29 protein-coding genes are annotated in these 18607 nt (G+C 64.4%); 17 read left to right on the forward strand and 12 right to left on the reverse strand.

Annotated features, from left to right (window positions below; translation table 11 throughout):
* Positions 1–5: 5 nt before the first annotated feature.
* The 10 genes from H0X95_RS21070 to H0X95_RS21115 form a co-directional block, all read right to left on the reverse strand.
* Entirely contained in the window at positions 6–1292 is a 1287-nt protein-coding gene (locus H0X95_RS21070) for a hypothetical protein (protein ID WP_164531165.1), read from the reverse strand.
* Positions 1293–1307: 15 nt separating this feature from the next.
* A complete protein-coding gene (locus H0X95_RS21075) occupies positions 1308–2117 on the reverse strand; it encodes a RecB family exonuclease (protein ID WP_196446170.1) in 810 nt (269 codons plus the stop codon).
* Positions 2114–2413, reverse strand: a complete 300-nt coding sequence (locus H0X95_RS21080; RefSeq protein ID WP_196446171.1) for a KTSC domain-containing protein — start codon at positions 2411–2413, stop codon at positions 2114–2116. The genes H0X95_RS21075 and H0X95_RS21080 overlap by 4 nt, the downstream gene beginning before the upstream one ends.
* Positions 2414–2506: 93 nt before the next feature.
* Positions 2507–2650 (reverse strand): hypothetical protein, encoded by a 144-nt coding sequence (locus tag H0X95_RS21085; RefSeq protein WP_196446172.1) that lies wholly within the window; start codon positions 2648–2650, stop codon positions 2507–2509.
* Positions 2647–2796 carry a hypothetical protein gene (locus H0X95_RS21090; protein WP_176331581.1) on the reverse strand — a complete coding sequence of 50 codons (150 nt, stop codon included), beginning with the start codon at positions 2794–2796 and terminating at the stop codon, positions 2647–2649. Before H0X95_RS21090 ends, H0X95_RS21085 begins: the two co-directional genes overlap by 4 nt.
* Positions 2793–2969 carry a hypothetical protein gene (locus H0X95_RS21095; RefSeq protein ID WP_196446173.1) on the reverse strand — a complete coding sequence of 59 codons (177 nt, stop codon included), beginning with the start codon at positions 2967–2969 and terminating at the stop codon, positions 2793–2795. Before H0X95_RS21095 ends, H0X95_RS21090 begins: the two co-directional genes overlap by 4 nt.
* Before the next feature lies 1 nt (position 2970).
* Complete coding sequence (locus tag H0X95_RS21100; protein ID WP_330165499.1) at positions 2971–3243, reverse strand: hypothetical protein; 273 nt, start codon at positions 3241–3243, stop codon at positions 2971–2973.
* On the reverse strand, positions 3240–3590 hold the full coding sequence (locus tag H0X95_RS21105) for a hypothetical protein (protein WP_196446174.1): 351 nt from the start codon (positions 3588–3590) through the stop codon (positions 3240–3242). The genes H0X95_RS21100 and H0X95_RS21105 overlap by 4 nt, the downstream gene beginning before the upstream one ends.
* A gap of 48 nt (positions 3591–3638) precedes the next feature.
* On the reverse strand, positions 3639–4109 hold the full coding sequence (locus H0X95_RS21110) for a hypothetical protein (protein WP_230878252.1): 471 nt from the start codon (positions 4107–4109) through the stop codon (positions 3639–3641).
* Between the two features lie 880 nt (positions 4110–4989).
* Positions 4990–5334, reverse strand: coding sequence for a helix-turn-helix domain-containing protein (locus H0X95_RS21115; protein WP_059584260.1), 345 nt, complete (start codon positions 5332–5334; stop codon positions 4990–4992).
* An 84-nt stretch (positions 5335–5418) separates the two neighbouring features.
* Between H0X95_RS21115 and H0X95_RS21120 the strand changes: the two genes are divergently transcribed.
* The 3 genes from H0X95_RS21120 to H0X95_RS21130 all read left to right on the forward strand — a co-directional run bounded on the left by H0X95_RS21120 (position 5419) and on the right by H0X95_RS21130 (position 6442).
* Positions 5419–5730: a transcriptional regulator gene (locus H0X95_RS21120; RefSeq protein WP_196446175.1), complete on the forward strand. Its 312-nt coding sequence runs from the start codon at positions 5419–5421 to the stop codon at positions 5728–5730.
* A gap of 116 nt (positions 5731–5846) precedes the next feature.
* Positions 5847–6221 carry a hypothetical protein gene (locus H0X95_RS21125; protein ID WP_124503284.1) on the forward strand — a complete coding sequence of 125 codons (375 nt, stop codon included), beginning with the start codon at positions 5847–5849 and terminating at the stop codon, positions 6219–6221.
* The gene (locus H0X95_RS21130; protein ID WP_196446176.1) at positions 6218–6442 is read left to right on the forward strand and encodes a hypothetical protein; all 225 of its coding nucleotides are present in this window, start codon (positions 6218–6220) and stop codon (positions 6440–6442) included. The genes H0X95_RS21125 and H0X95_RS21130 overlap by 4 nt, the downstream gene beginning before the upstream one ends.
* A gap of 85 nt (positions 6443–6527) precedes the next feature.
* Here H0X95_RS21130 and H0X95_RS21135 read toward each other — a convergent pair whose 3' ends face one another.
* Positions 6528–6992, reverse strand: coding sequence for a hypothetical protein (locus H0X95_RS21135; RefSeq protein ID WP_196446177.1), 465 nt, complete (start codon positions 6990–6992; stop codon positions 6528–6530).
* Between the two features lie 173 nt (positions 6993–7165).
* Here H0X95_RS21135 and H0X95_RS21140 point away from each other — a divergent pair, with 173 nt between their 5' ends.
* The 8 genes from H0X95_RS21140 to H0X95_RS21175 are packed head-to-tail and all read left to right on the forward strand — an operon-like array spanning position 7166 to position 12474.
* Positions 7166–7954 carry a hypothetical protein gene (locus H0X95_RS21140; RefSeq protein WP_230878253.1) on the forward strand — a complete coding sequence of 263 codons (789 nt, stop codon included), beginning with the start codon at positions 7166–7168 and terminating at the stop codon, positions 7952–7954.
* Positions 7951–9189 carry a phosphoadenosine phosphosulfate reductase domain-containing protein gene (locus H0X95_RS21145; RefSeq protein ID WP_196446179.1) on the forward strand — a complete coding sequence of 413 codons (1239 nt, stop codon included), beginning with the start codon at positions 7951–7953 and terminating at the stop codon, positions 9187–9189. Before H0X95_RS21140 ends, H0X95_RS21145 begins: the two co-directional genes overlap by 4 nt.
* Positions 9186–9773, forward strand: coding sequence for an HNH endonuclease (locus H0X95_RS21150; protein ID WP_196446180.1), 588 nt, complete (start codon positions 9186–9188; stop codon positions 9771–9773). Before H0X95_RS21145 ends, H0X95_RS21150 begins: the two co-directional genes overlap by 4 nt.
* Positions 9770–10756, forward strand: coding sequence for a YdaU family protein (locus H0X95_RS21155; protein ID WP_230878254.1), 987 nt, complete (start codon positions 9770–9772; stop codon positions 10754–10756). Before H0X95_RS21150 ends, H0X95_RS21155 begins: the two co-directional genes overlap by 4 nt.
* Positions 10753–11013 carry a hypothetical protein gene (locus H0X95_RS21160; protein ID WP_164531147.1) on the forward strand — a complete coding sequence of 87 codons (261 nt, stop codon included), beginning with the start codon at positions 10753–10755 and terminating at the stop codon, positions 11011–11013. Before H0X95_RS21155 ends, H0X95_RS21160 begins: the two co-directional genes overlap by 4 nt.
* Complete coding sequence (locus H0X95_RS21165; protein ID WP_196446219.1) at positions 11010–11480, forward strand: RusA family crossover junction endodeoxyribonuclease; 471 nt, start codon at positions 11010–11012, stop codon at positions 11478–11480. Before H0X95_RS21160 ends, H0X95_RS21165 begins: the two co-directional genes overlap by 4 nt.
* 11 nt (positions 11481–11491) lie before the next feature.
* Positions 11492–11818 carry a hypothetical protein gene (locus H0X95_RS21170; protein ID WP_196446181.1) on the forward strand — a complete coding sequence of 109 codons (327 nt, stop codon included), beginning with the start codon at positions 11492–11494 and terminating at the stop codon, positions 11816–11818.
* Entirely contained in the window at positions 11815–12474 is a 660-nt protein-coding gene (locus H0X95_RS21175; protein WP_164531145.1) for a hypothetical protein, read from the forward strand. The genes H0X95_RS21170 and H0X95_RS21175 overlap by 4 nt, the downstream gene beginning before the upstream one ends.
* 317 nt (positions 12475–12791) lie before the next feature.
* Here H0X95_RS21175 and H0X95_RS21180 read toward each other — a convergent pair whose 3' ends face one another.
* Positions 12792–12974: a hypothetical protein gene (locus H0X95_RS21180; protein ID WP_156349303.1), complete on the reverse strand. Its 183-nt coding sequence runs from the start codon at positions 12972–12974 to the stop codon at positions 12792–12794.
* A 195-nt stretch (positions 12975–13169) separates the two neighbouring features.
* Here H0X95_RS21180 and H0X95_RS21185 point away from each other — a divergent pair, with 195 nt between their 5' ends.
* The 6 genes from H0X95_RS21185 to H0X95_RS21210 are packed head-to-tail and all read left to right on the forward strand — an operon-like array spanning position 13170 to position 18607.
* Complete coding sequence (locus H0X95_RS21185) at positions 13170–13829, forward strand: putative metallopeptidase (RefSeq protein WP_196446182.1); 660 nt, start codon at positions 13170–13172, stop codon at positions 13827–13829.
* Positions 13799–14350 (forward strand): HNH endonuclease, encoded by a 552-nt coding sequence (locus H0X95_RS21190; RefSeq protein WP_077056326.1) that lies wholly within the window; start codon positions 13799–13801, stop codon positions 14348–14350. The genes H0X95_RS21185 and H0X95_RS21190 overlap by 31 nt, the downstream gene beginning before the upstream one ends.
* Positions 14351–14384: 34 nt before the next feature.
* Positions 14385–14864, forward strand: coding sequence for a DUF2280 domain-containing protein (locus tag H0X95_RS21195; RefSeq protein ID WP_077056327.1), 480 nt, complete (start codon positions 14385–14387; stop codon positions 14862–14864).
* On the forward strand, positions 14815–16368 hold the full coding sequence (terL, locus tag H0X95_RS21200; protein ID WP_196446183.1) for a phage terminase large subunit: 1554 nt from the start codon (positions 14815–14817) through the stop codon (positions 16366–16368). Before H0X95_RS21195 ends, terL begins: the two co-directional genes overlap by 50 nt.
* A 20-nt stretch (positions 16369–16388) precedes the next feature.
* On the forward strand, positions 16389–17855 hold the full coding sequence (locus H0X95_RS21205) for a DUF1073 domain-containing protein (RefSeq protein WP_196446184.1): 1467 nt from the start codon (positions 16389–16391) through the stop codon (positions 17853–17855).
* Positions 17852–18607 (forward strand): phage head morphogenesis protein, encoded by a 756-nt coding sequence (locus tag H0X95_RS21210; protein ID WP_196446185.1) that lies wholly within the window; start codon positions 17852–17854, stop codon positions 18605–18607. The genes H0X95_RS21205 and H0X95_RS21210 overlap by 4 nt, the downstream gene beginning before the upstream one ends.

The following is an 18607-nucleotide window of genomic DNA, read 5'->3' on the forward strand; positions in this document are numbered from 1 at the left end:
GCGCGTTAGTCGGCGTTGATCGGGTTGCGCGGGCGGCGGCTGGCCGGCGCGGTCGTCTGGGAAGATGCCTTGCCGGCGGCCGCCTGTTCGGCTGCCGACGTGATGGCGCGCATGCGCGCCGAGGCGAGCGCGTTCAGTTCGGCCTTGGCGGTTTCATCGGGCACGCCGCTGATCGCGCTGCGGGCGAGATCGAGGTCTTCGGGCGTCTTCGCGGACTCGATGTCCTCGCGGATGCCGCGCACGAGGCCGGCGATGTCGAAGTCGAAACCGCCTTGACCATGGTTGCCGTCTTCCGTCGGGCCGCCGTGGTCGTCGACCGGATCGGCTTGGGCGGCAGCCGGCGACGTGCCGTGCGTGTGCGATTCCGTCGTGGGCTCCGTTTGAGCCTGCGCTGCGCCGCGCGGGACTTCCTCGGCGGGCTCAGCACGGCCCCCGCGCAGCTCGTCGAGGGTCGTGCTGTAGACCGTATAGGAACCGTCCGGGGAGACGTCGACGACGTCTGCTTCTTCCTCGGAAGTGCGGCCCATGCCCATCACGATGTCGGGGGCGTGGATGTTGCCGAAGAAGCTCCCGGCGCGGTACTGGAACATCAGCGTGCGCAGGCCGGTTTGCCACTTAGAGCCCGCCTTCCCGTACCAGCCTTCTTCGACGACCATTCGCATGCTGACCGGCGCCGATTCGATCACGGGCATGCCGATGTCCCGGTACAGGTCGAGCATGCGGCCCGCGTACTGGCGAACTTGCTCGGGCGAGAGGCGCGGCTCCGGTGTGCCCCGCGGGAGCGCCCAAGCGATGCACTCGATGTCGTCGACCTCGACCTCGCGCTCTTCGAAGATCGGCTTTCGAGCCTGCTGATTCCAGCCGGTCTTTTCCTTGTACTTCGCGGTGATCTTGCCGCGGCTGATCATCTGGAAGCGCAGCGGCGTGAAGCGGCCCGATGCGTTGATGGCCGCGATCACGAACTTGCCCGACCACCGCAGCTTGCCCTCGATCATGTCGGCGTTCTGCATCACGGCGGTAATCGACATGCGCACGGCGCGCGCGACCTCGATCGCGACAAGGCAGTTGCCGATCGCAGAAGGGTTCTCGACCCAGATTTCCTCGCCGTTCGCCTTCTTCAGATTGTGCGATCGAAACTGTGCCGGAACCGCGTCGCTGCTTGCGTATGCCTTGGCGATGCGGTTCGCCAGGACAAAGCCGCGCTCGGTGAACATGTCGACGGCCTGGTCGGGTGTCAGGGAAGGAACGCCGCCGGCGGCCTTGACGTCTTGCAGTTGAACGGGGGTGCTCATCTTGATGTGCTCTCGCTATTCGTGGAATTGACAGATGCCGTAGCGCGGGCAGTATTTCTTGTCGCACAACAGCGATTTCGGGTTGGGGTAGAAGCGACCAGAGCGGAACATGTCGGCGGCGAACTGGATCAGCCCAGGCGTTTCCTCGGTGCCGAGCATCACGCGCTTGGCGTTCTTGACCGGGGCAGTCGCGACCTCCGGCGTGCCCTTCGTCTTGAGCCCGATGATCTCGGCCGTGTCGGCGATCAGCTCGCCGGTCGTGTGCTCGTAGAGCATCTCGTAGGTGCCGATCTGTGGCCCATGGCCCTTCGTGACAGCGACGCCCTGCGCGACAGCCTTCGATCCGCTCTTCAGGTCGGCGATGCCCGGGCCGAGCGCCGTGCGGCGGACACGTGCGCGGTCCATCGTGCCGGTGAGGCGGATCACGATCCCACCGCCACAGTCGATGTCGAGCGGCTTCGTTTCCATCTCGACCGCGACGAAGTCGTACCGCGGCGTGATCTCGAGGCAGTACTTCGTCGTGAGCGAGATGCCGATGCGCTCGGCTTCTTTCAGATTGAGATCGTCGCTCGCCGGGTTGTACTCGTTCGACGGGTCGTGCAGCTTATCGACGAATGCTCCGGCCGCGTCGTCGACGGTCAGGCCGGAGCCGTCGAGCACGCTTTGGTCGTACGCGGCCGTGCCGGCGTGGATCGCGGTACCGAGCGCGGCGCGCAGCCCGACGACGTTGCGCATCTTCAGGAGGTGGATTGCCTCCCACCGGTAGGCGCATTCAAACAGTGCGCCCCAGCTCGACGCGCGCACGGTATAGACCGAGGGAGTCACGCCGCACCTGCGGTTTCGGCGTCGATGTCCGCCGCCGGCGCCGGCATCTTCTCGATGCACATGTACGGGAAGCGCTCGGGGAACGGCTTGATATGCTTGTAGAAATGCGAGCCGAGCGAGTCGGCGGTCTTGAGCGCGTCGAAGTTCGCCTGCGTGAAGCCGGTGTAGTGGTACAGCGACGTCGGCGCATTCGTCTTGCGATCCTTGAAGCGGACCGCGAGCGTTTCGGATTCGGCGTCGTAGCCGATGCTATGGATCTGCGACGACTCGACGGGTTGGGTGTCGATGGTTTTCATGGCGTGGAACTCCAGATAGAACGACGAGAGATGCGCATCGGACGGCGCGGCAGGTGGCGGACAACGTGGCGTCGATTGGTGCGACGGCGGCGCTTAGAGGATTCCGAAGCGCTTGCAGAAGTAGTCGATCGCGATCGCGACAACTGCAACCGCAATGAAGGTCGCGAGAACGAGGGCTCGGGCAGCACGCGGGTGCCGGCGCTCGAAGAGGTCAGCGTGATCGGTGAAGCGGCTCATGTGGGCCTCGTGGAAACGGTGACGGGCACGTCGTCCGGCGCGCTGATCAGCGTCGGCACGACGAGCCAGACGAAGACGAACAGGATCGTCGCGACGACGACCCACAGGCCGACCAGCTCGCCGACCTTGCGCAGCAGCGACTTCATCCGAGGCTCCGGAGATAGGGGCCGGCCAAATCGGCGCCGAACCAGAGCGCGCCGATCGCGACGCCGTACGCGATTGCCCATGCCGAGCCTTCGATCACGTAGCGCAGTCGCGATACAGGCGATTGCCTGTACTGACGAAATACAGGCTGAAAGTTGTTGAGAGGTGAGCGCATGTCAGTCCTTCCCGCGGAAGTAGTCTTCGTTGCTGAACAGATGCGCGTCGGCAAATTCCGTCGGCTCGTCGCCGCGTTCGCGCGCCTCTTGGCGATCCCAGTACGCGCGGCACTGGCCCGTGCGCTGTTCCTGCTTGATGGCCTTGCACGACTTTGAGCAGAACAGGCCCCAACCGCGCTTCACATCAGCAGCGCGCGCGAAGAACGGCGTCTTGCAGCGCTTGCATTTGCGCTCGACCATCTTTGGCGCCGGCGTGCGTTTGATTGCGCTCACGGCGCACCTCCCGCGACCGTGATGCGGCGAACGGGATCCGACACCGGCATCGGGGCGCGGAAGCCGGCCTTCGCCAGCGCGTCGTCGACGACGGCGCGGATGCCGGACGTGAGGACGGTCTTCGACGCGACCAGGTGCAGTGCGTCGATCAGATGCGCCATCGGTTGAAGGTGCGCGTCGAGCAATCGATCGGCCGCGAGCGAGCGCGCGTAAGCGTCGGCCGACTCGGTTTCGCCCGCGTCGGACGGCAATTCGCCGTATGCGAAGCTCGAATCGGCCCGCTCCTGTGCGAGCTCCTTCGCGCGCCGCAGCCATGCTTGACCGAGCGTGTACTTGATCTCGTTCATGTGGTCTCTCGGTGTGGTTTGAGCGCCAGTCGTAGCGAGCGCGGGTGATCAGTCGTCGAGCGCGCGACGAACGGTATGGTCGGTGCAGCGGGAGAAACCGGCGTTGCCCGGGCCGAAGCGTCGGCCACATTGCGAGCAATCGACGTTTTCGAATCTCGGCGCAGCCGCGCCGAGATCGGCTTCGGCGATGCGCCGCTTGATCTCGGCGGCGAGCACGTCCTTGCAGACGTTCCAGACCTCGTACACGTCCTCGATGTAACCGCGGCGCAGCGCCGCATCGAGCACCGCGATCTGTTCGGCCGAGAACGGCAGCACATCGAACGTCACGCGCTCGGCGATCGCTTCGTTGCGCTCGTCGCGCGCCAGCACGGCGTCGTCCGCCGCAGCCTGCAGGTGGTCGGCGTGTCGGTCGACCCGCACGGGCAGAGCATGGACGTTGCTGTGATGAGGTTGAGGCGTGTGCATCGCGCCCTCCATTGAAAGTAGGATTACTAACTGAATTGCAGTCTTGAACTGCAACGCTGCTTGCGCAGCTCTGACTGGTGACGCCTCGAGAGTACGAACCGCCACCAGTCAGAGCTGTTTCGGGACAGTCTCATGGAGCCGGGCCGGTGCTGATCTCCGGCTTCGGGACTCCAGCGCTCAGCTGGTCGCGCATCAGCCTGCGCATTCCGGCTCCATGAGACTGCATCACTCGCGCGCCCGGCTACACCCGGCCGTGCCGGCTCCGGGCCGCGCGAGGTTTGTGCCGATTACGACGCCATCGGTCACGTGTTGCTGGCTGTCTTGTGTCAGGTCCACTCGGGTTTTGCATGCCGCTGCGGTCTTCCGCAGCGTCCGTCCTGACTCACGACGCTGATCGCGCCGGCCGGTTGCTCCGCATGTGCGGTCCCGGCTTACCTTCGATTGTTAGAGAGCGATCCGCCTGGGGCGGTGGCGCGGCGTCGATGTCGCGTTGATGGGAATTATAACTAAGGTTATCGACGTGTCAACAACCAAAGTTATCGATTGGGCGGGAAATTTGTAACAGGGCGGCCGGCGGCCCGTTTGTTAAGCGTCTGCTGACGGCAGTTGAAAGTCTTCGGGAAGTGGGGCTAAACTACTGTACATGCATACAGTGGTGTGGCGAACCGAAGACGAGGGCGGCCAGTGGAAGAAGAAACGAAGACGCGCCTGCGCTGCAGGCCGGGGGACTTGGCGATGGTGGTGACGAGCAGAAGCCCAGCGCTGACCGGCACGATCGTGACGATTCAACGGCTGCGTTCTGACGGTCGGTGGGATGTGCTGCTCGAGACGCCCGCGTTCGGTTTCACGGGGCGGATGAAGCGGCCGATCGTGACGCGCGAGTTTGCATTCTGGGATGCGTCGCTAGAGCCGCTTCCGCAAGAGGCACGGCGGATCAGTCGCCGAACGGCCTGTCCTCGTCCTGAGCAGATGGGTGATGCGGAGCTGACTGAGCTAGCAGCCCACTGATATACGCCTCGACTTTGGCCCGGCCGATCTCGTCGAGCTGATCGTAGCCAGGCGGTACGGGTTGAGCCTCGTCGCCGAATTCGAGCCACTCCAGTGTGGTTTGGAGCGCGCGCGCGAGTGCAAACCCGTTCGTGGTCGTGGTGCTGCCACCTCTTTCGACCTTGGCGATCGCCGGCTGCGATACGCCAACAAGTTCAGCGACGTGCTTCTGGGATAGGCCCAGTGCCTCGCGACGTTCCTTTGCCCGGCGCCCGAATTCAGGATTTTCCATAGCGGGCATCCTATAACCTTGGTTGTAAGCCGGCAAATAACCAAAGTTCTTGCGGATGAATAACTTTGGTTATAGTATTGCCGCATGAAACCGACCAATTGCTCCGTGCCGGCTCTTGAGGCAGCGATCCAAAAAGCCGGGTCGCAGTCCGCACTTGCCCGCCTGATCGGCAAAAAGCAGCCACACATCCATAAGTGGCTGCATTCCCCCAATCCAATGAGACCCGAGAACTGCGTCCTCGTCGGGAATGCCGTCGGCATCCCGTACAGGGACTTTCGTCCGACCGATTGGCACCTGATCTGGCCTCATCCGGCGGAAGCCGCCGCGCCGGAGCGCATGGGCGCGTGCACGTCAGATGGGGGGCAGCACGACGCGCTTCGTGCAGGTGTCGACTGATGGCATTGGATTGCATTCGTTGATAGCTGGCCAGGTGTTGTCCTGGCCTTTATTTCGCCCCGGCGCCAACTGGGTAAGCAAGTGGGTAATCAACTGGGTAACGATTGATTTTTCGTATGAACCAGACCGAATTCAGGATGTTCGCGCCGTGGGTGCAGGCCGCGACGCTGCCGGATGGGGAGATCGAAGCGATGAGCTTCGAGGACTGCCTCGCGCACGCGCTCGAGCTCGGGCTGCGGCGCTTCGATCGCAAGACGCTCGCGCGCAACTGCGACATTCACTATCCGCACTTCGGTGACCTGGTGGCCGGCCGCCGGCCGTTTCCGGCGACGAAGCTGCACCTGTTCTGCATGTTCACGGGCTGCGACTACCCGCGGCAGTGGCTCGCCATCCAAGAGCGGAAGGCGATCGAGGAATACCGCCGGCTCAGCCAGCAGGCGATCGGCGAGTTCGTCCAGCAGGCGTTCGGCCAGCGGCAGGTGGCCGCATGACGCTGACTCTCAGCCAGCGCGACGTTGGCAAGCACTTCGCCCGGAAGCTCGGGCGCCCCATGACCTATCTCGGCATCGTCGAGGAAAAGCACCTTTTCATCTTCCGCGATCCGCCGCAGGACTACCTCGCGTTTCGGGCCGACCAGCTCTGGATGCTCGAGCGCGTGCGGCCCGAGGCGGCGCCGATCGACAACACGAAGGGGGCGGCTCATGGTGACTGAATTGTCCGAGCGTGCGGCGTGTGCCGGCGCCCAGATCTACCGTGGAACGCCATCGGCAGGCGGCACGATGAGCGTCGCATCGAAACTATCCGCGCACGATGTTCTTGCACGTCGGGCAGACGTAATGGGCCGCGTATCTTCCGTTGATCGGATTGAACTTAAGGACGGTCTTTCGGTGACCTGGGCCGTCGTAGCACGGCTGGCAGATGAGGTGTTCGGGCTCGTCAGGACCGACGTATCTGTACGCATACCCGTACTCGGAGAGCTTTGTGAGCTCGTAGTTATTGGACTGAGAACGCTCGGTTTCAAGAGCTTCGATTGTCTTCTTTGCTTCTCGAAGCTCGTCTTTGAGGCGGTCGATTTCATCGCGTGCGCTCGATTGCTTCTCCTGCAACGCGAGAGCGGCATTCTGGACGTCGATGATGCGATCGTTGATCGATTGCTGCATCTCGGCGAGCTTCAATTCGTCCCGCGCGGCGACTGCTGCTTTGGCAAGGTCAATTGTATTTTTCAGCCCGGCAATGGCTGCCGTTACGGTCATGATCGGCATGTGGTTCCCCGTCTTGAAATGGACCGCGCACGCCCGCGGCCAAACCATCATAGCGCACTCGCGGTGGCCGCTTGCGCGCGCGGGGAATTCGCATGAACTGGGCGCACGATGACCTCGCGAAGGATCTCGCCGCGCATCTTCGCGGCGCATCCGATCGCCTCGTATGGACCGACATGCAGCTCGGGCCGGCTGGCTCGCCGCGGCCCGATGTCTACACGGTGCCGTGCTCGTTCGCACGGTTCCAGCCCGTCGCCTACGAATGCAAGATCAGCGTCGCCGACTTCCGCCGCGACGTGACGGCGGGGAAGTGGACGTCGTACCTGCGCTTCGCCGCCGGCGTTATCTTCGCCGCGCCGGCTGGCCTGCTGAAGAAGGAAGACATCCCGACCGGCTGTGGCCTGATCGTGCGCGGGCCGGACGGCTGGCGCTCACTAAAGGGCCCGACGCTGAAGAACGTCGACAACCTGCCGCGCGACGCGTGGATCAAGCTGATCATCGACGGCATGGGGCGGCTCGCGGACCAAAACTACGAGCAGCTGCGCGCTGGGCTGTGCAACGAATGGACGCTCGCAAAGAAGCTTCGCGCGCGCCTCGGCGACGTAGTCGCGGATGCCGTGCGGGATCAACTGGACGCGGAGCGCCGACTGAAGGCCGCCACCGAGCGGCTCGAAAACCTTGCCGAAGAGGCGGAAAACGAACGGCGGCTGATCCTCGATCGGGCGAAGCAGCATGCAGAGCGCGACGCAGCGCAGATCGACAGCGCGCGCATCGAACTCGCGCGTGCGCTCGGGTTGCCGGAGAGCGCGGGGGCCTGGGAGATCGCCAGCGCCTGCAAGCAAGCCGCGCGTCGCGTCTGCCTTGATTTCGAGGTCAAGCGGCTCCGTCAGCAGCTCGAGCGCATTCAGGCTGCGATCGAATCGGCTGCCGAGCCGCTGCCGCACATCGCACGGGAGGGAGCATGAGCGCCCAGCAACTCGACTTCCTCGCTGCTGGCGCGCAGCGCCTGCAGATGACCGAGTCGATCGAACTGACTATCCAATCGATGCAGGCCTATGGGCCTGAGCACGATCATTGGGGCATCGCCTGGTCTGGCGGCAAAGATAGCACCGCGACGCTGACGATCGTGTGCTGGTTGATCGACACCGGCAGAATCGCCGCGCCGAAGACCTTGACGGTCTTCTATGCGGACACCCGACAAGAGCTTCCGCCGCTTGCAATCTCCGCGCTGAAGATCATGGACGAGCTTCGCGACCGTCGCATCCAGGTCGAAGTCGTGCGCGCGCCGCTCGACAAGCGATTCATGCTGTACATCCTCGGCCGCGGCGTGCCGCCGCCCAACAACAACACGCTCCGCTGGTGCACGCGGCAGATCAAGATCGATCCGATGGAAGAAGCGTTGCGCCGGCGCCTCGATGGTGTCGATGGCGGGATCCTGATGATCACCGGTGTACGCCAGGGCGAAAGCGCGATTCGCGATCGCCGCATTGAGATGAGCTGCGGCAAGGATGGTGCCGAGTGCGGCCAAGGCTGGTATCAGCAGGTGCTGCCGAACGCGCGCGGCCTGCGCGGCCGCATTGCGACGCTCGCACCACTGTTGCACTGGCGAGTCTGCCACGTCTGGGAGTGGCTGAAGCATTGGGCGCCGGAGGCCGATTTCGGCGACTGGTCGACCCGCGCGATAGCGGATGCCTACGGTGGCGACGAAGCTGAAGAGCTGAACGCGCGCACGGGCTGCATCGGCTGCCCATTGGCGCAGGAAGAGAAGGCGCTGGAGACGGTACTCCGAAGTTCCCAGTGGTCCTATCTCGCTCCGTTGCGCGGCATCAAGCCGTTATGGCGTGAGCTGCGCGAACCGCACCATCGCCTGCGGAAGCCGGGGCTCGAGAAGCTGAAGGGCGGCGGTGTTGCGAAGAACCCGCAGCGCCTGGGCCCGCTCACGTTCGAGGCTCGGCTGATGGCGCTCGACCGAATCCTTTCAATCCAAAACGAATGCAACCGCGTTGCGCACGCTACGGGCCGTCCGATGATCGACCTGATCGACGCGGAGGAAGAGGCTCGTATCCGCGAGCTGATCGCAGCACGGACCTGGCCGCAAGGATGGGAGGGTGACGAGCCGACAGGTGACGTCATCCTCGACGTCGTGTATGCGAACGGCGCCGTGCAGCCGCGGTTGTTTTCGGAAGAGGAATACGTGTGAACGACCTCCCGAATCCTCTCACCCCAGCGGACTGCAACCTCCGCGATTTCCCGTTCATGCCGCTCGAGGTGAAGCGCCTGCTCACGTCCGAAACGTGGATCCTCGGCACCGGCGACGAGCGCGCGGCCGCAATCACGTTGTGGCTCGAGAGCTGGCATCAGATCCCGGCCGCGAGCTTGCCGGCCGACGACCGCACGCTCGGACATCTGTCCCAGTCGAAGAACTGGAAGCGCGTGAAGGAACATGCGCTGCGCGGCTGGGTGAAGTGTGCCGATGGCCGTCTCTATCACCCCGAGGTCGCGGCGCATGCGCGCCGCGTGTGGCCGATCAAGCTTCGTCTGATGGCGCGGAAGATCCGCCGCCTGGAGATGGAGTCCGGCGAGTGGGCGCGCATCCGCGCCGTCGTCTTCGCGCGCGACGACTACACCTGCCGGTATTGCGGCGCTCGCGGCGTCTACCTTGAGGCCGACCACGTCGTGCCTCTCTCGCGCGGCGGCCCGACCACCGAACAGAACCTCGTAACCTCCTGTCGGCCGTGTAATCGGTCGAAGGGCGCGAAGCTCATGGAGGAATGGCGCCCATGAACTACTACCCCCATCACATCGGCGATTTCCGCTCCGGCACGGTCAATATGACCCGTGTCGAGCGCTGGATTTATCGCGACCTGATCGACGTCTACTACGACACGGAGAAGCCTCTCCCACTCGATCTCGACGCAGTGTGCTATGCCGTCGGCGTCAGCTCCGAGGACGAGCGTCGCGCGGTTGCCAATCTGCTGCGCTTCAAGTTCACCCAGACCGACGCCGGGTATGTGCACGATCGTTGCGAAATCGAGATCGCGGCGTACCGTTCGCGCGCAGAAACGGCCCAAGAGAACGGGAAGAAGGGCGGCCGGCCGAAGAAGCGAACAGGCACCGGGTCGGGTACCAAACCTAACCCATCCGGAACCCAAGAAAAACCCAGTGGGTTTTCTCCGGGTTCCAATCCGGATACCAGCGGCCCCCCAGACATAACCGGTTCTAAAACTAACCAAGAACCAACAACCAATAACCAAGATGTAAACCCAAGCGGCGGCGGCACAGCACAGGCAGTAGGCGACGATGCGCCGATCGCCGCCGCCGCTTTCGTCGAAATCCTTCGCTCGTCGGGCGTCGGCTTCGCCGCCGATGACACGCGAGTGGCGGCCTGGTCCGGGCGCGGCGTGACTCCCGACGACCTCCGCGCGGCCATCGCCACGGGACGCAAGCGCCGGGAGCGCGAGCGCTCCGAGCAGCCGCTCAACGCCGGGCTGCTCGACCTGATCCTCGGCGACCTGCTCGCCTCGCGCGCCGCGAAGCCCGCAACGGGGACGCGCACCGTCGGCGACTGGTGGCGGTCATGGACCGGCATCGTCGAGCACGGGCTCGCGCTCGGCGTCGAGCAGGGCCGCGACGAACCTCCATTCGATTTCAAGCTGCGCGTGTTCGACGCGGCCGGCGATGGCCCGTGGTGGGACGACCACAACCGCGCATTTCGCAACACGGCCGGCCCGGTCGCGGCCGGCGCTTTGATGGGGGAAGGGCGATGAACTGCAAAGTCGGCGACATGGCCGTGATCACGCGCGGCAAAGCCCGCGACCGCATCGTCGAGGTGAAAGCACCCTACGGCGACTACCTCGGCTTCGGCTTTTGCTGGTACGTCGAGGCACCGACACCGATCCCGGGGACGGACGTTCTCACGTTTCGGCCGTGCGAGCTGAAGACCGGATGGATTCCGGACGCGTGGCTGCGCCCGATCAGCGGCGTGCCGGTGACCGACGACGTGAGCGACGAGGTGACGGCATGACGCAGCAGTCCCTCATCGCCGCTTCGCCGATCGCGAAGCGTGTCGAGTTCGTCGTTCCCGGTACGCCGGTCGCGAAGGGGCGCCCCAAGTTCGCGCGCCGCGGCGCGCACGTCACGACCTACACGCCCGAGAAAACCGAGCGGTACGAGAACCTCGTGAAGATGGCCGCGCGCGCCGCGATGCGCAGCGCCTCGCCATACGCCGGCCCGATCCGCCTGATCGTGCACATCGGCCTGCCGATTCCGGCGAGCTGGTCGATGAAGCGCCAGGGCGAAGCGGCCGCCGGCGCCATCGGCGCGACGAAGAAGCCGGACGCCGACAACGTTGTGAAGGCGTTGAAGGACGGCATGAACGGGGTGGTGTACGTCGATGACGGCCAGGTCGTCGACCTCTGGGTGTCGAAGCGCTACGCGCGCACGCCGGGTGTGCGCATCGAGGCGATCGAGTTGAATTTGAAGTCAGCATAAGGAGCGGGGCCTTGAAAGCAAAAAGCAAACTCACCATCAACGAGGTGATCGGGAAGATGAAGCCCGGCGTCCGGTATTCGGCGCACGACCTCGCGCGCCGTCTGAAGCATCCCGTCTCGTCGGTGCGCCAGCTGCTGTCGCTCGACGTCGCGCTCGCGCGGCTCGACTGCCATTCGGAGAGCCGCGGCCGGATGTACTCGCTCGCGGGCACGAGCCGCTCGCCGGGCACGCACGTCGACACGCGCATCCGGCCGGACTTCACGAGCAACCTGACGGGCTACATGGCCGAGCTCAACACGCGCCAGGCACTGGCGATGACGACGCGGGGTGGCCGGTGATCGCCATCTTCGAGAACACGCAGCAGGCGCTGCACGTCAGCTTTCTCGTGACTTCGCTGCCGCCGCGGCAGAAGCAGCAGTTCCGACTGGCGCTGATCCAGATCCTCGAATCGGTCGGCCATCTCACCGCGCGCCAGGCTGAATTTCTCGACTACCTGTACGGCACCTCGTCAGGCACGATCAACTTCGACGGGCTGAGCGGTGACGAAATCCGGGCCCAGTGCGCGATGGTCGTCGGAGCGGTGCGCGATCACCTGCTGAAGCCGGAACGCAATGCGGTGTGGCTCCGCTATGCCTGCGGCATGCCGGCGCGGCCCGCCAGCGCGACGCGCGCGGCGGACCCGGGAATCCCGCCGTCGGCCGAGTGGAAGCGCGCGCTCGTCGAAATGCGGACGTACCTGCGGCCGTCGCTCACCGTCACGAATGGCAAGGCGATCATGGCGCTGATCGCAGGCCACTCGCAGGTGCGGCTGCGCCAGGATGGGCTGTCGTATCGGGAGATCTCCGACGAGACGCACGTCACGGTCCGCACGCTCGAGCGCAACGCGCAGATCATCCGGAAGCGCCTCGCCGAGCTGGAGCGCGAAGCCGTGAAGCGGCTGACGCCGCTCTTCGAGCGAAACAACGTGACGATCGCGGAGGCCGTTGAGGCATAAGGGGTACGGCGAAAATTCCCCTTGCAAATGTGGCGGATAGGGTGTAGATTTTCGCCAAATTGCAGAGTTGCGACCAAAGCCCGCTGAGCCGACAAGCCAGCGGGCTTTTTCGTTGCGGCGTGTCCGCGCTATACTCAACCCGGCCTTAACTGCGCCGGCGGGAAAGACGCAGCAAGGTGATCAGCCAGCGCGCCGAAAGGTGCAGACGGATTTCCGCCGCCCTGCTGGCACCAGATTCGTTGAGCCCGCTGAGCGAAAGTCAGCGGGCTTTTTACTGGGTCGGCTGGATCTAAACCGACTTTTAATAGTCCCGATTCCTACAGCGCGTCTATTTCCTTGGCGATCTTGGCCACGGTTGCGCCGATAAATTGTCCGAGTTGCTCTCCATTTTTGGCAGGGTCAGTGAACCACCGGTCACCGGTGGCTGGTGCTACCAAACCGGATGCGAGTGCTGTTTTGACGAGTTCGACGGCCTGTTCGGTTGCTCGTGCGGTAGTCATTAATGCTCTCCTGTTTGCGCTTATTAGACGATTTTCCGCGACCGCGTTCTAAGCACGCGGCCATGAGGATATTGCGTTAATCGAGTGATTTAAGTCAACGCCGTTTAATTATCTTAATAATTTCGCTATTTGAATAAAATTGGCGGAATTGACTTGAGCGTTTCATTATTCGAATCAAACTGCAGATGTCACAAGATGAGCAGATCTGCTGCGATAGCGAATGTGTTACCAGTGTCTCGTCCGGTGCCGCCGGACATCCTCTTCGACGACTCGAACTGGATTCGGCGCATCGTGCCGGCCGACGGCATAGCCGAGTGGGTAAACGAGACGCTCCTCCGCGAGGGCGCGCCGCTGCACAACCCCGATCACGCGCACCTGATCGACGCCGACGTCGCCTACCTCTGGGCGGCCGTCGAGAACGTGCGCCAGATGCGGCGCGTCGTCGGTCAGTGCGAAGAGGTGGCGATCCGCGCCGGCGGCTGGCAGCGCGCCCGGCAGGAACAGCAGTTCCTCGAATGGTTCGGTCGCGTGCCGGCGTTCCTGATCACGCTCGACGCGCACTACGCGCGCGAGTGCAATGACCTGCAGTGGTGTGCGCTCGTCGAGCACGAATTGATGCACATCGCTCAGAAGACGGATGAGTTCGGCGCCCCCGCTTTTACGAAGGATGGCTTTCCGAAGCTGGGGCTTCGAGCGCATGACGTCAGCGAGTTCGTTGGGATCGTGGCGCGTTACGGAACCGGTGGTCCGGATAGCGACATTTCCAGAATGGTCAGAGCTGCAAATGCTGGACCAACAATCTCTCACGCATCGATAGCACAAGCATGCGGAACGTGCATATTGAAGGCTGCGTAGACGCCGAGCGATGGAAGCCCGTGCTGGACTTTCCGGACTACGCTATCAGCGACTATGGTCGTGTGAAGCGTCTGACGACGCGAACGCGTGCGAAGGCAGGCTCCATCTTGAAGCCATGCAATCGCAGTAAGGATCGGCCGTACCCATCAGTGGATCTGAGCAGAAACGGGAAGCGTCGCACCCAGATGATTCATATTCTGGTTGCGCGCGCATTTCTGGGGCCTGCGCCGTTCGTTGGAGCCGAGGTGAACCACATCGACGGCGACAAGACGAATCCTCACTTCAGGAATCTGGAATGGGTTACGTCATCGGGGAATTCGCTGCATGCATATGAGGCTGGCCTTGCTGACGCCAGGGGTGAGGCGAACGGGCAAGCGAAACTTACCGAAGCCATGGTGCGCGAGATTCGCGATTTGGCTGTAGGCCGCCGAGGCGAGAAAACAAGGATTGCACGACAGTTCGGCGTGTCAGAGACAGCGATCCGCGACATATTGAATGGCCGAACCTGGTCGCACATCTGACCCGCCGCATAGCCTTCTCTGAACTTCTCCCTCCATGGCAGCACTTCCCGACCCGATCAAGGTGTTCATCGTGCAGTCGCTGGCGTGCTTCGACACGATCGCGCGCACCGTGAAGGACGTGCGCGAGGTGTTCGGCGTCGAGGTGTCGTCGCAGCAGTGCGAGCGCTACGACCCGACGAAGCGGGCCGGCGCGACGCTCAGCAAGAAGTACCGCGAGATCTTCGAGCGCACGCGCGAGGAGTTCCTCAACGACACGTCGCGCATCGGCGTGTCGCACCGCGCCGTGCGCCTGCGCGCGCTCGACCGAGCCGTCGCGGAAGCGGAGCGGCGCAACAACCTGCCGCTGATGGCGCAGCTGCTCGAACAGGCTGCGAAAGAATCCGGCGACGCCTACACGAACCGGCGGCGCCTCGAACACACTGGGGAGAACGGCGGCCCGATCGAGAACAGGACGGTCGTCGTCGATGAAAGCCAGGTCGCAGCCGCCGTCGCCAAACTCGAAGACGAGTATTGACCCCGCCATCGAGCGGGCCGTCCTGAAGGCGAAGTGCGAGCGGGATCACCTGTTTTTCAGCCGGTACTTCTTCAAGCACCGGCAGGCGATCAAGTTCCGCGTCAACTGGCACCACGTGCTGATCGCCGACACGGTGCAGCGCGTGATCGATGGCACGCTGAAGAACGTCGTCATCAACGTGCCGCCGGGCTCGTCGAAGACCGAGCTGGTCGCGATCAACCTGATCGCGCGCGGCCTCGCGCTGAACCCGCGCGCGCGGTTCCTGCACATCAGCTACTCGGACGATCTCGCACTGTTGAACAGCGAGACGGCGCGCGACATCGTCGCATCCGACGAGTACCAGGCTCTCTGGCCGCTGAAGGTGGCTGACGACGCGAAGTCGAAGAAGCGCTGGAACGTGCTCGTCGACGGGAAGAAAGCCGGCGGCGTGTACGCGGTTTCGCTCGGCGGTCAGATCACCGGCTTCCGGGCCGGGCACATGGCCGAGGGCTGGCAGGGCGCGATCATCATCGACGACCCGCTGAAGGTCGAGGACGCGTACAGCAAGACGAATCGGGACAAGGCGAACCGCAAGCTGCAGTCGACCGTGAAAAGCCGGAAGGCGAGTCCGGACACGCCGATCATCGTGATCATGCAGCGGCTCGCGGAGGAAGATCCGACGGGCTTCATCAAGGCGCGCAAGCTGCCGGGCGAGTGGGAGTTCATCGAGATCCCGGCGCTGATCACGGACGAGTACGTCGCGAAGCTGCCGGCGCACATCCGCGATCGCGTCGAGTGCGACGAGCGAGATGCTGACGGCCGGTACAGCTACTGGCCGTACAAGGAACCGCTGCAGGAGCTGCTCGCGTCCGAGAAGGCCGACGCGTACGTCTTCAACGGCCAGTACATGCAGCGGCCGTCGCCGCTGGGCGGCGGGATCATCCAGAGCGGCAAGTTCCTGCGCTACGGCGCGCTGCCGCAGCTCCAGTACCGGAAGATCTTCGCGGATACCGCTCAGAAGACCGCCGAGCGGAACGACTACAGCGTGTTCGAGTGCTGGGGTCTCGGGTACGACAACCGTCTGTACCTGATCGACCTGGTGCGCGGGAAGTGGAAGGCCCCCGAGCTGAAGCGCCGCGCGATCGACTTCTGGAACAAGCACGCGGCCATCGGCGCCGACGATCCCGGCGCGCCGGTGCTGCGCCAGATGAAGGTCGAGGACAAGTCCAGCGGCACCGGGCTGATTCAAGACATTCAGGCCGAGGGCGGCATCCCGATCGAGGGCATCGAACGCGTGAAGGACAAGCTGACGCGCGTCATGGACGTCGTCAGCCACATCGATGCCGGCAACGTCGGCATCCCGCTGGATGCCCCGTGGGTCAGCGACTTCTTGACCGAGTGCGACTCGTTCACGGCTGACGACACGCACATGCACGACGACCAGATCGATCCGATGGTCGACGCAATCAACGACATGCTGGGAGGCGCGAAGGACCTGTCGGTCTGGGAGCGGCTTGCCGGTTGAGCACGACAGGATTTCCCGGAATGTCGAAACGGAAGCAACAGACCCGGCCGCCGCGCGCGCCGGCGGCGACGTACGCCCATCGCACGGTCGACTCGTTCGCCAACTTCGAAGCGCGGCTCGGATGGGGCACCGACAACCAGGCATCGGCGGCACAGTACACGCTGTCGTACCAGAGCCGTAACCGCGTCTGGCTGGAGGCGGCCTATCGCGGATCGTGGATCGTGCGTGCCGCGGTGGACGCGATCCCGGAGGACATGACCCGCAAGGGCATCGAGATGTCCGGGCTCGATCCGACCGACGTGTCCAAGATGGAGACGGCGCTGACGCGCAAGGCGATCTGGGACCAGCTCTGCGACACCGGCAAGTGGGCGCAGCTGTACGGCGGCGCGATCGCCGTGATGCTGATCGACGGCCAGGACATGTCGCAGCCGTTGCGACGCGAGACGATCGGGAAGGGCCAGTTCAAGGGCCTGCTCGTGCTCGACCGCTGGATGGTTGCGCCACTGGTCGGCGAGGTCGTTACCGAGTTCGGTCCTGATCTCGGCATGCCGAAGTACTACGACGTGCTGCCGACAGCGATCGGCTTGCCGCAGGGGCGCATTCACCACTCGCGCGTGCTGCGAATGGACGGTGAGGCACTGCCGTACTACCAGCGCATCAGCGAGAACGGCTGGGGTCTGTCGATCCTCGAGCCGATGTGGGACCGGTTGATCGCGTTCGACAGCGCGACGGTCGGCGCCGGGCAGCTCGTCTACAAGGCGCACCTGCGCACGCTGAGCGTCGAGAAGCTGCGCGAGATCATCGCGGCCGGCGGCCCGGCGCTCAACGGCCTGCTGAAGCAGGTCGAGATGATCCGGCTCGGTCAGTCGAACGAGGGCATCACCCTCATCGACTCGACCGACAAGTTCGAGACGCATCAGTACGCGTTCAGTGGGCTGTCCGACGTCTTGCTCCAGTTCGCGATGCAGCTCAGCGGCGCGACGGGCATTCCGCTCGATCGCCTGTTCGGCCAGCAGCCGGCGGGCCTGAGCGACACCGGCGAAGGGTCGCGCCTGCTGTATCACGAGAAGGTGCACACGCGGCAGGAGCGTCGGCTGCGCAACCCGCTGCACGGACTGCTTGACGTGATGTGCCGGTCGGAGATCGGGCAGCCGTTGCCCGAGGATTTCTCGTACGAGTTCAACCCGCTGCAGGAGATGTCGGCCGCCGAGAAGGCGGAGATCGGCAACAAGACGGTCGACTCTGTGACGAAGGCCGTCGACGCCGACCTGATTCCGCGCAGCCAGGGCATGCGCGAGCTGAAGGCGTCGTCGCCGGACACCGGCATGTTCGGCGACATCCCCGACGAAGCGATCGAGCAGGCCGAGCGCGATGAAGAGGGCGAAGACCCGCCGGGAATTGATCCGGCGCTTCCGCTCGGACCGGCGCCGGGCGCGGCCGCGCGCACGAACGATTCTCTGCTTCGCAGGCTTTTCCGACGTCGATGATCCTCACCCTCGATCGAAAGCGCGACCGGCGCAAGAACCCGGTCCGGCTGAGCGGTGCCGAGCGGCAGTACGGCAGCCAGTTGCGAAAGATCGCCCATCAGGTCGGCGTGCTCGTGAACGGCTTTCCGGCCGATGACGCGTCGTATGCGCCGACGATCGAGGAACTGTTACGGCGGTACGCCGAGGCGCTCGCGCCGTGGGCGGAAGCGACCGCGGCGCGGATGATCGCCGACCTGAACCGGCGCGACGAGCAGATGTGGATGAAGCAGGCCGCCGACATGTCGCGCGCGCTGCGCGAGGAGATCCGCGGCGCGGCCACCGGCGAGACGATGCGCGCTCTCCTGGCCGAGCAGGTGCGGCTGATCAAGTCGATCCCGCTCGACGCAGCCGAGCGCGTGCACCGGCTCACGCTGGAAGGAATCGTTGACGGCGCGCGCGCCGCGCATATCTCGAAGGCGATTCAGGAGTCTGGGCAGGTCGCGAAAAGCCGGGCGGACACGATCGCGCGAACCGAGGTGAGTCGCACGGCCGCGACGCTCACCGAGGCGCGCGCTCTCGACGTCGGCAGCCCCGGCTACTTCTGGCGGACGTCGGGTGACTCGGACGTCCGCGAGGACCATCGCGAGCTGGAAGGCAAGTTTTTCACGTGGGACAAGCCGCCGGTCGCGGATAAGCGGTCGGGGGCGCGGGCGCACCCGGGCTGCATTTACAACTGCCGATGCTGGGCCGAAGTCGTGCTTCCGAAGGACTGA

The sequence above is a fragment of the Burkholderia sp. 9779_493 genome, assembly GCF_015712215.1.
Lineage (GTDB): Bacteria > Pseudomonadota > Gammaproteobacteria > Burkholderiales > Burkholderiaceae > Burkholderia > Burkholderia cenocepacia.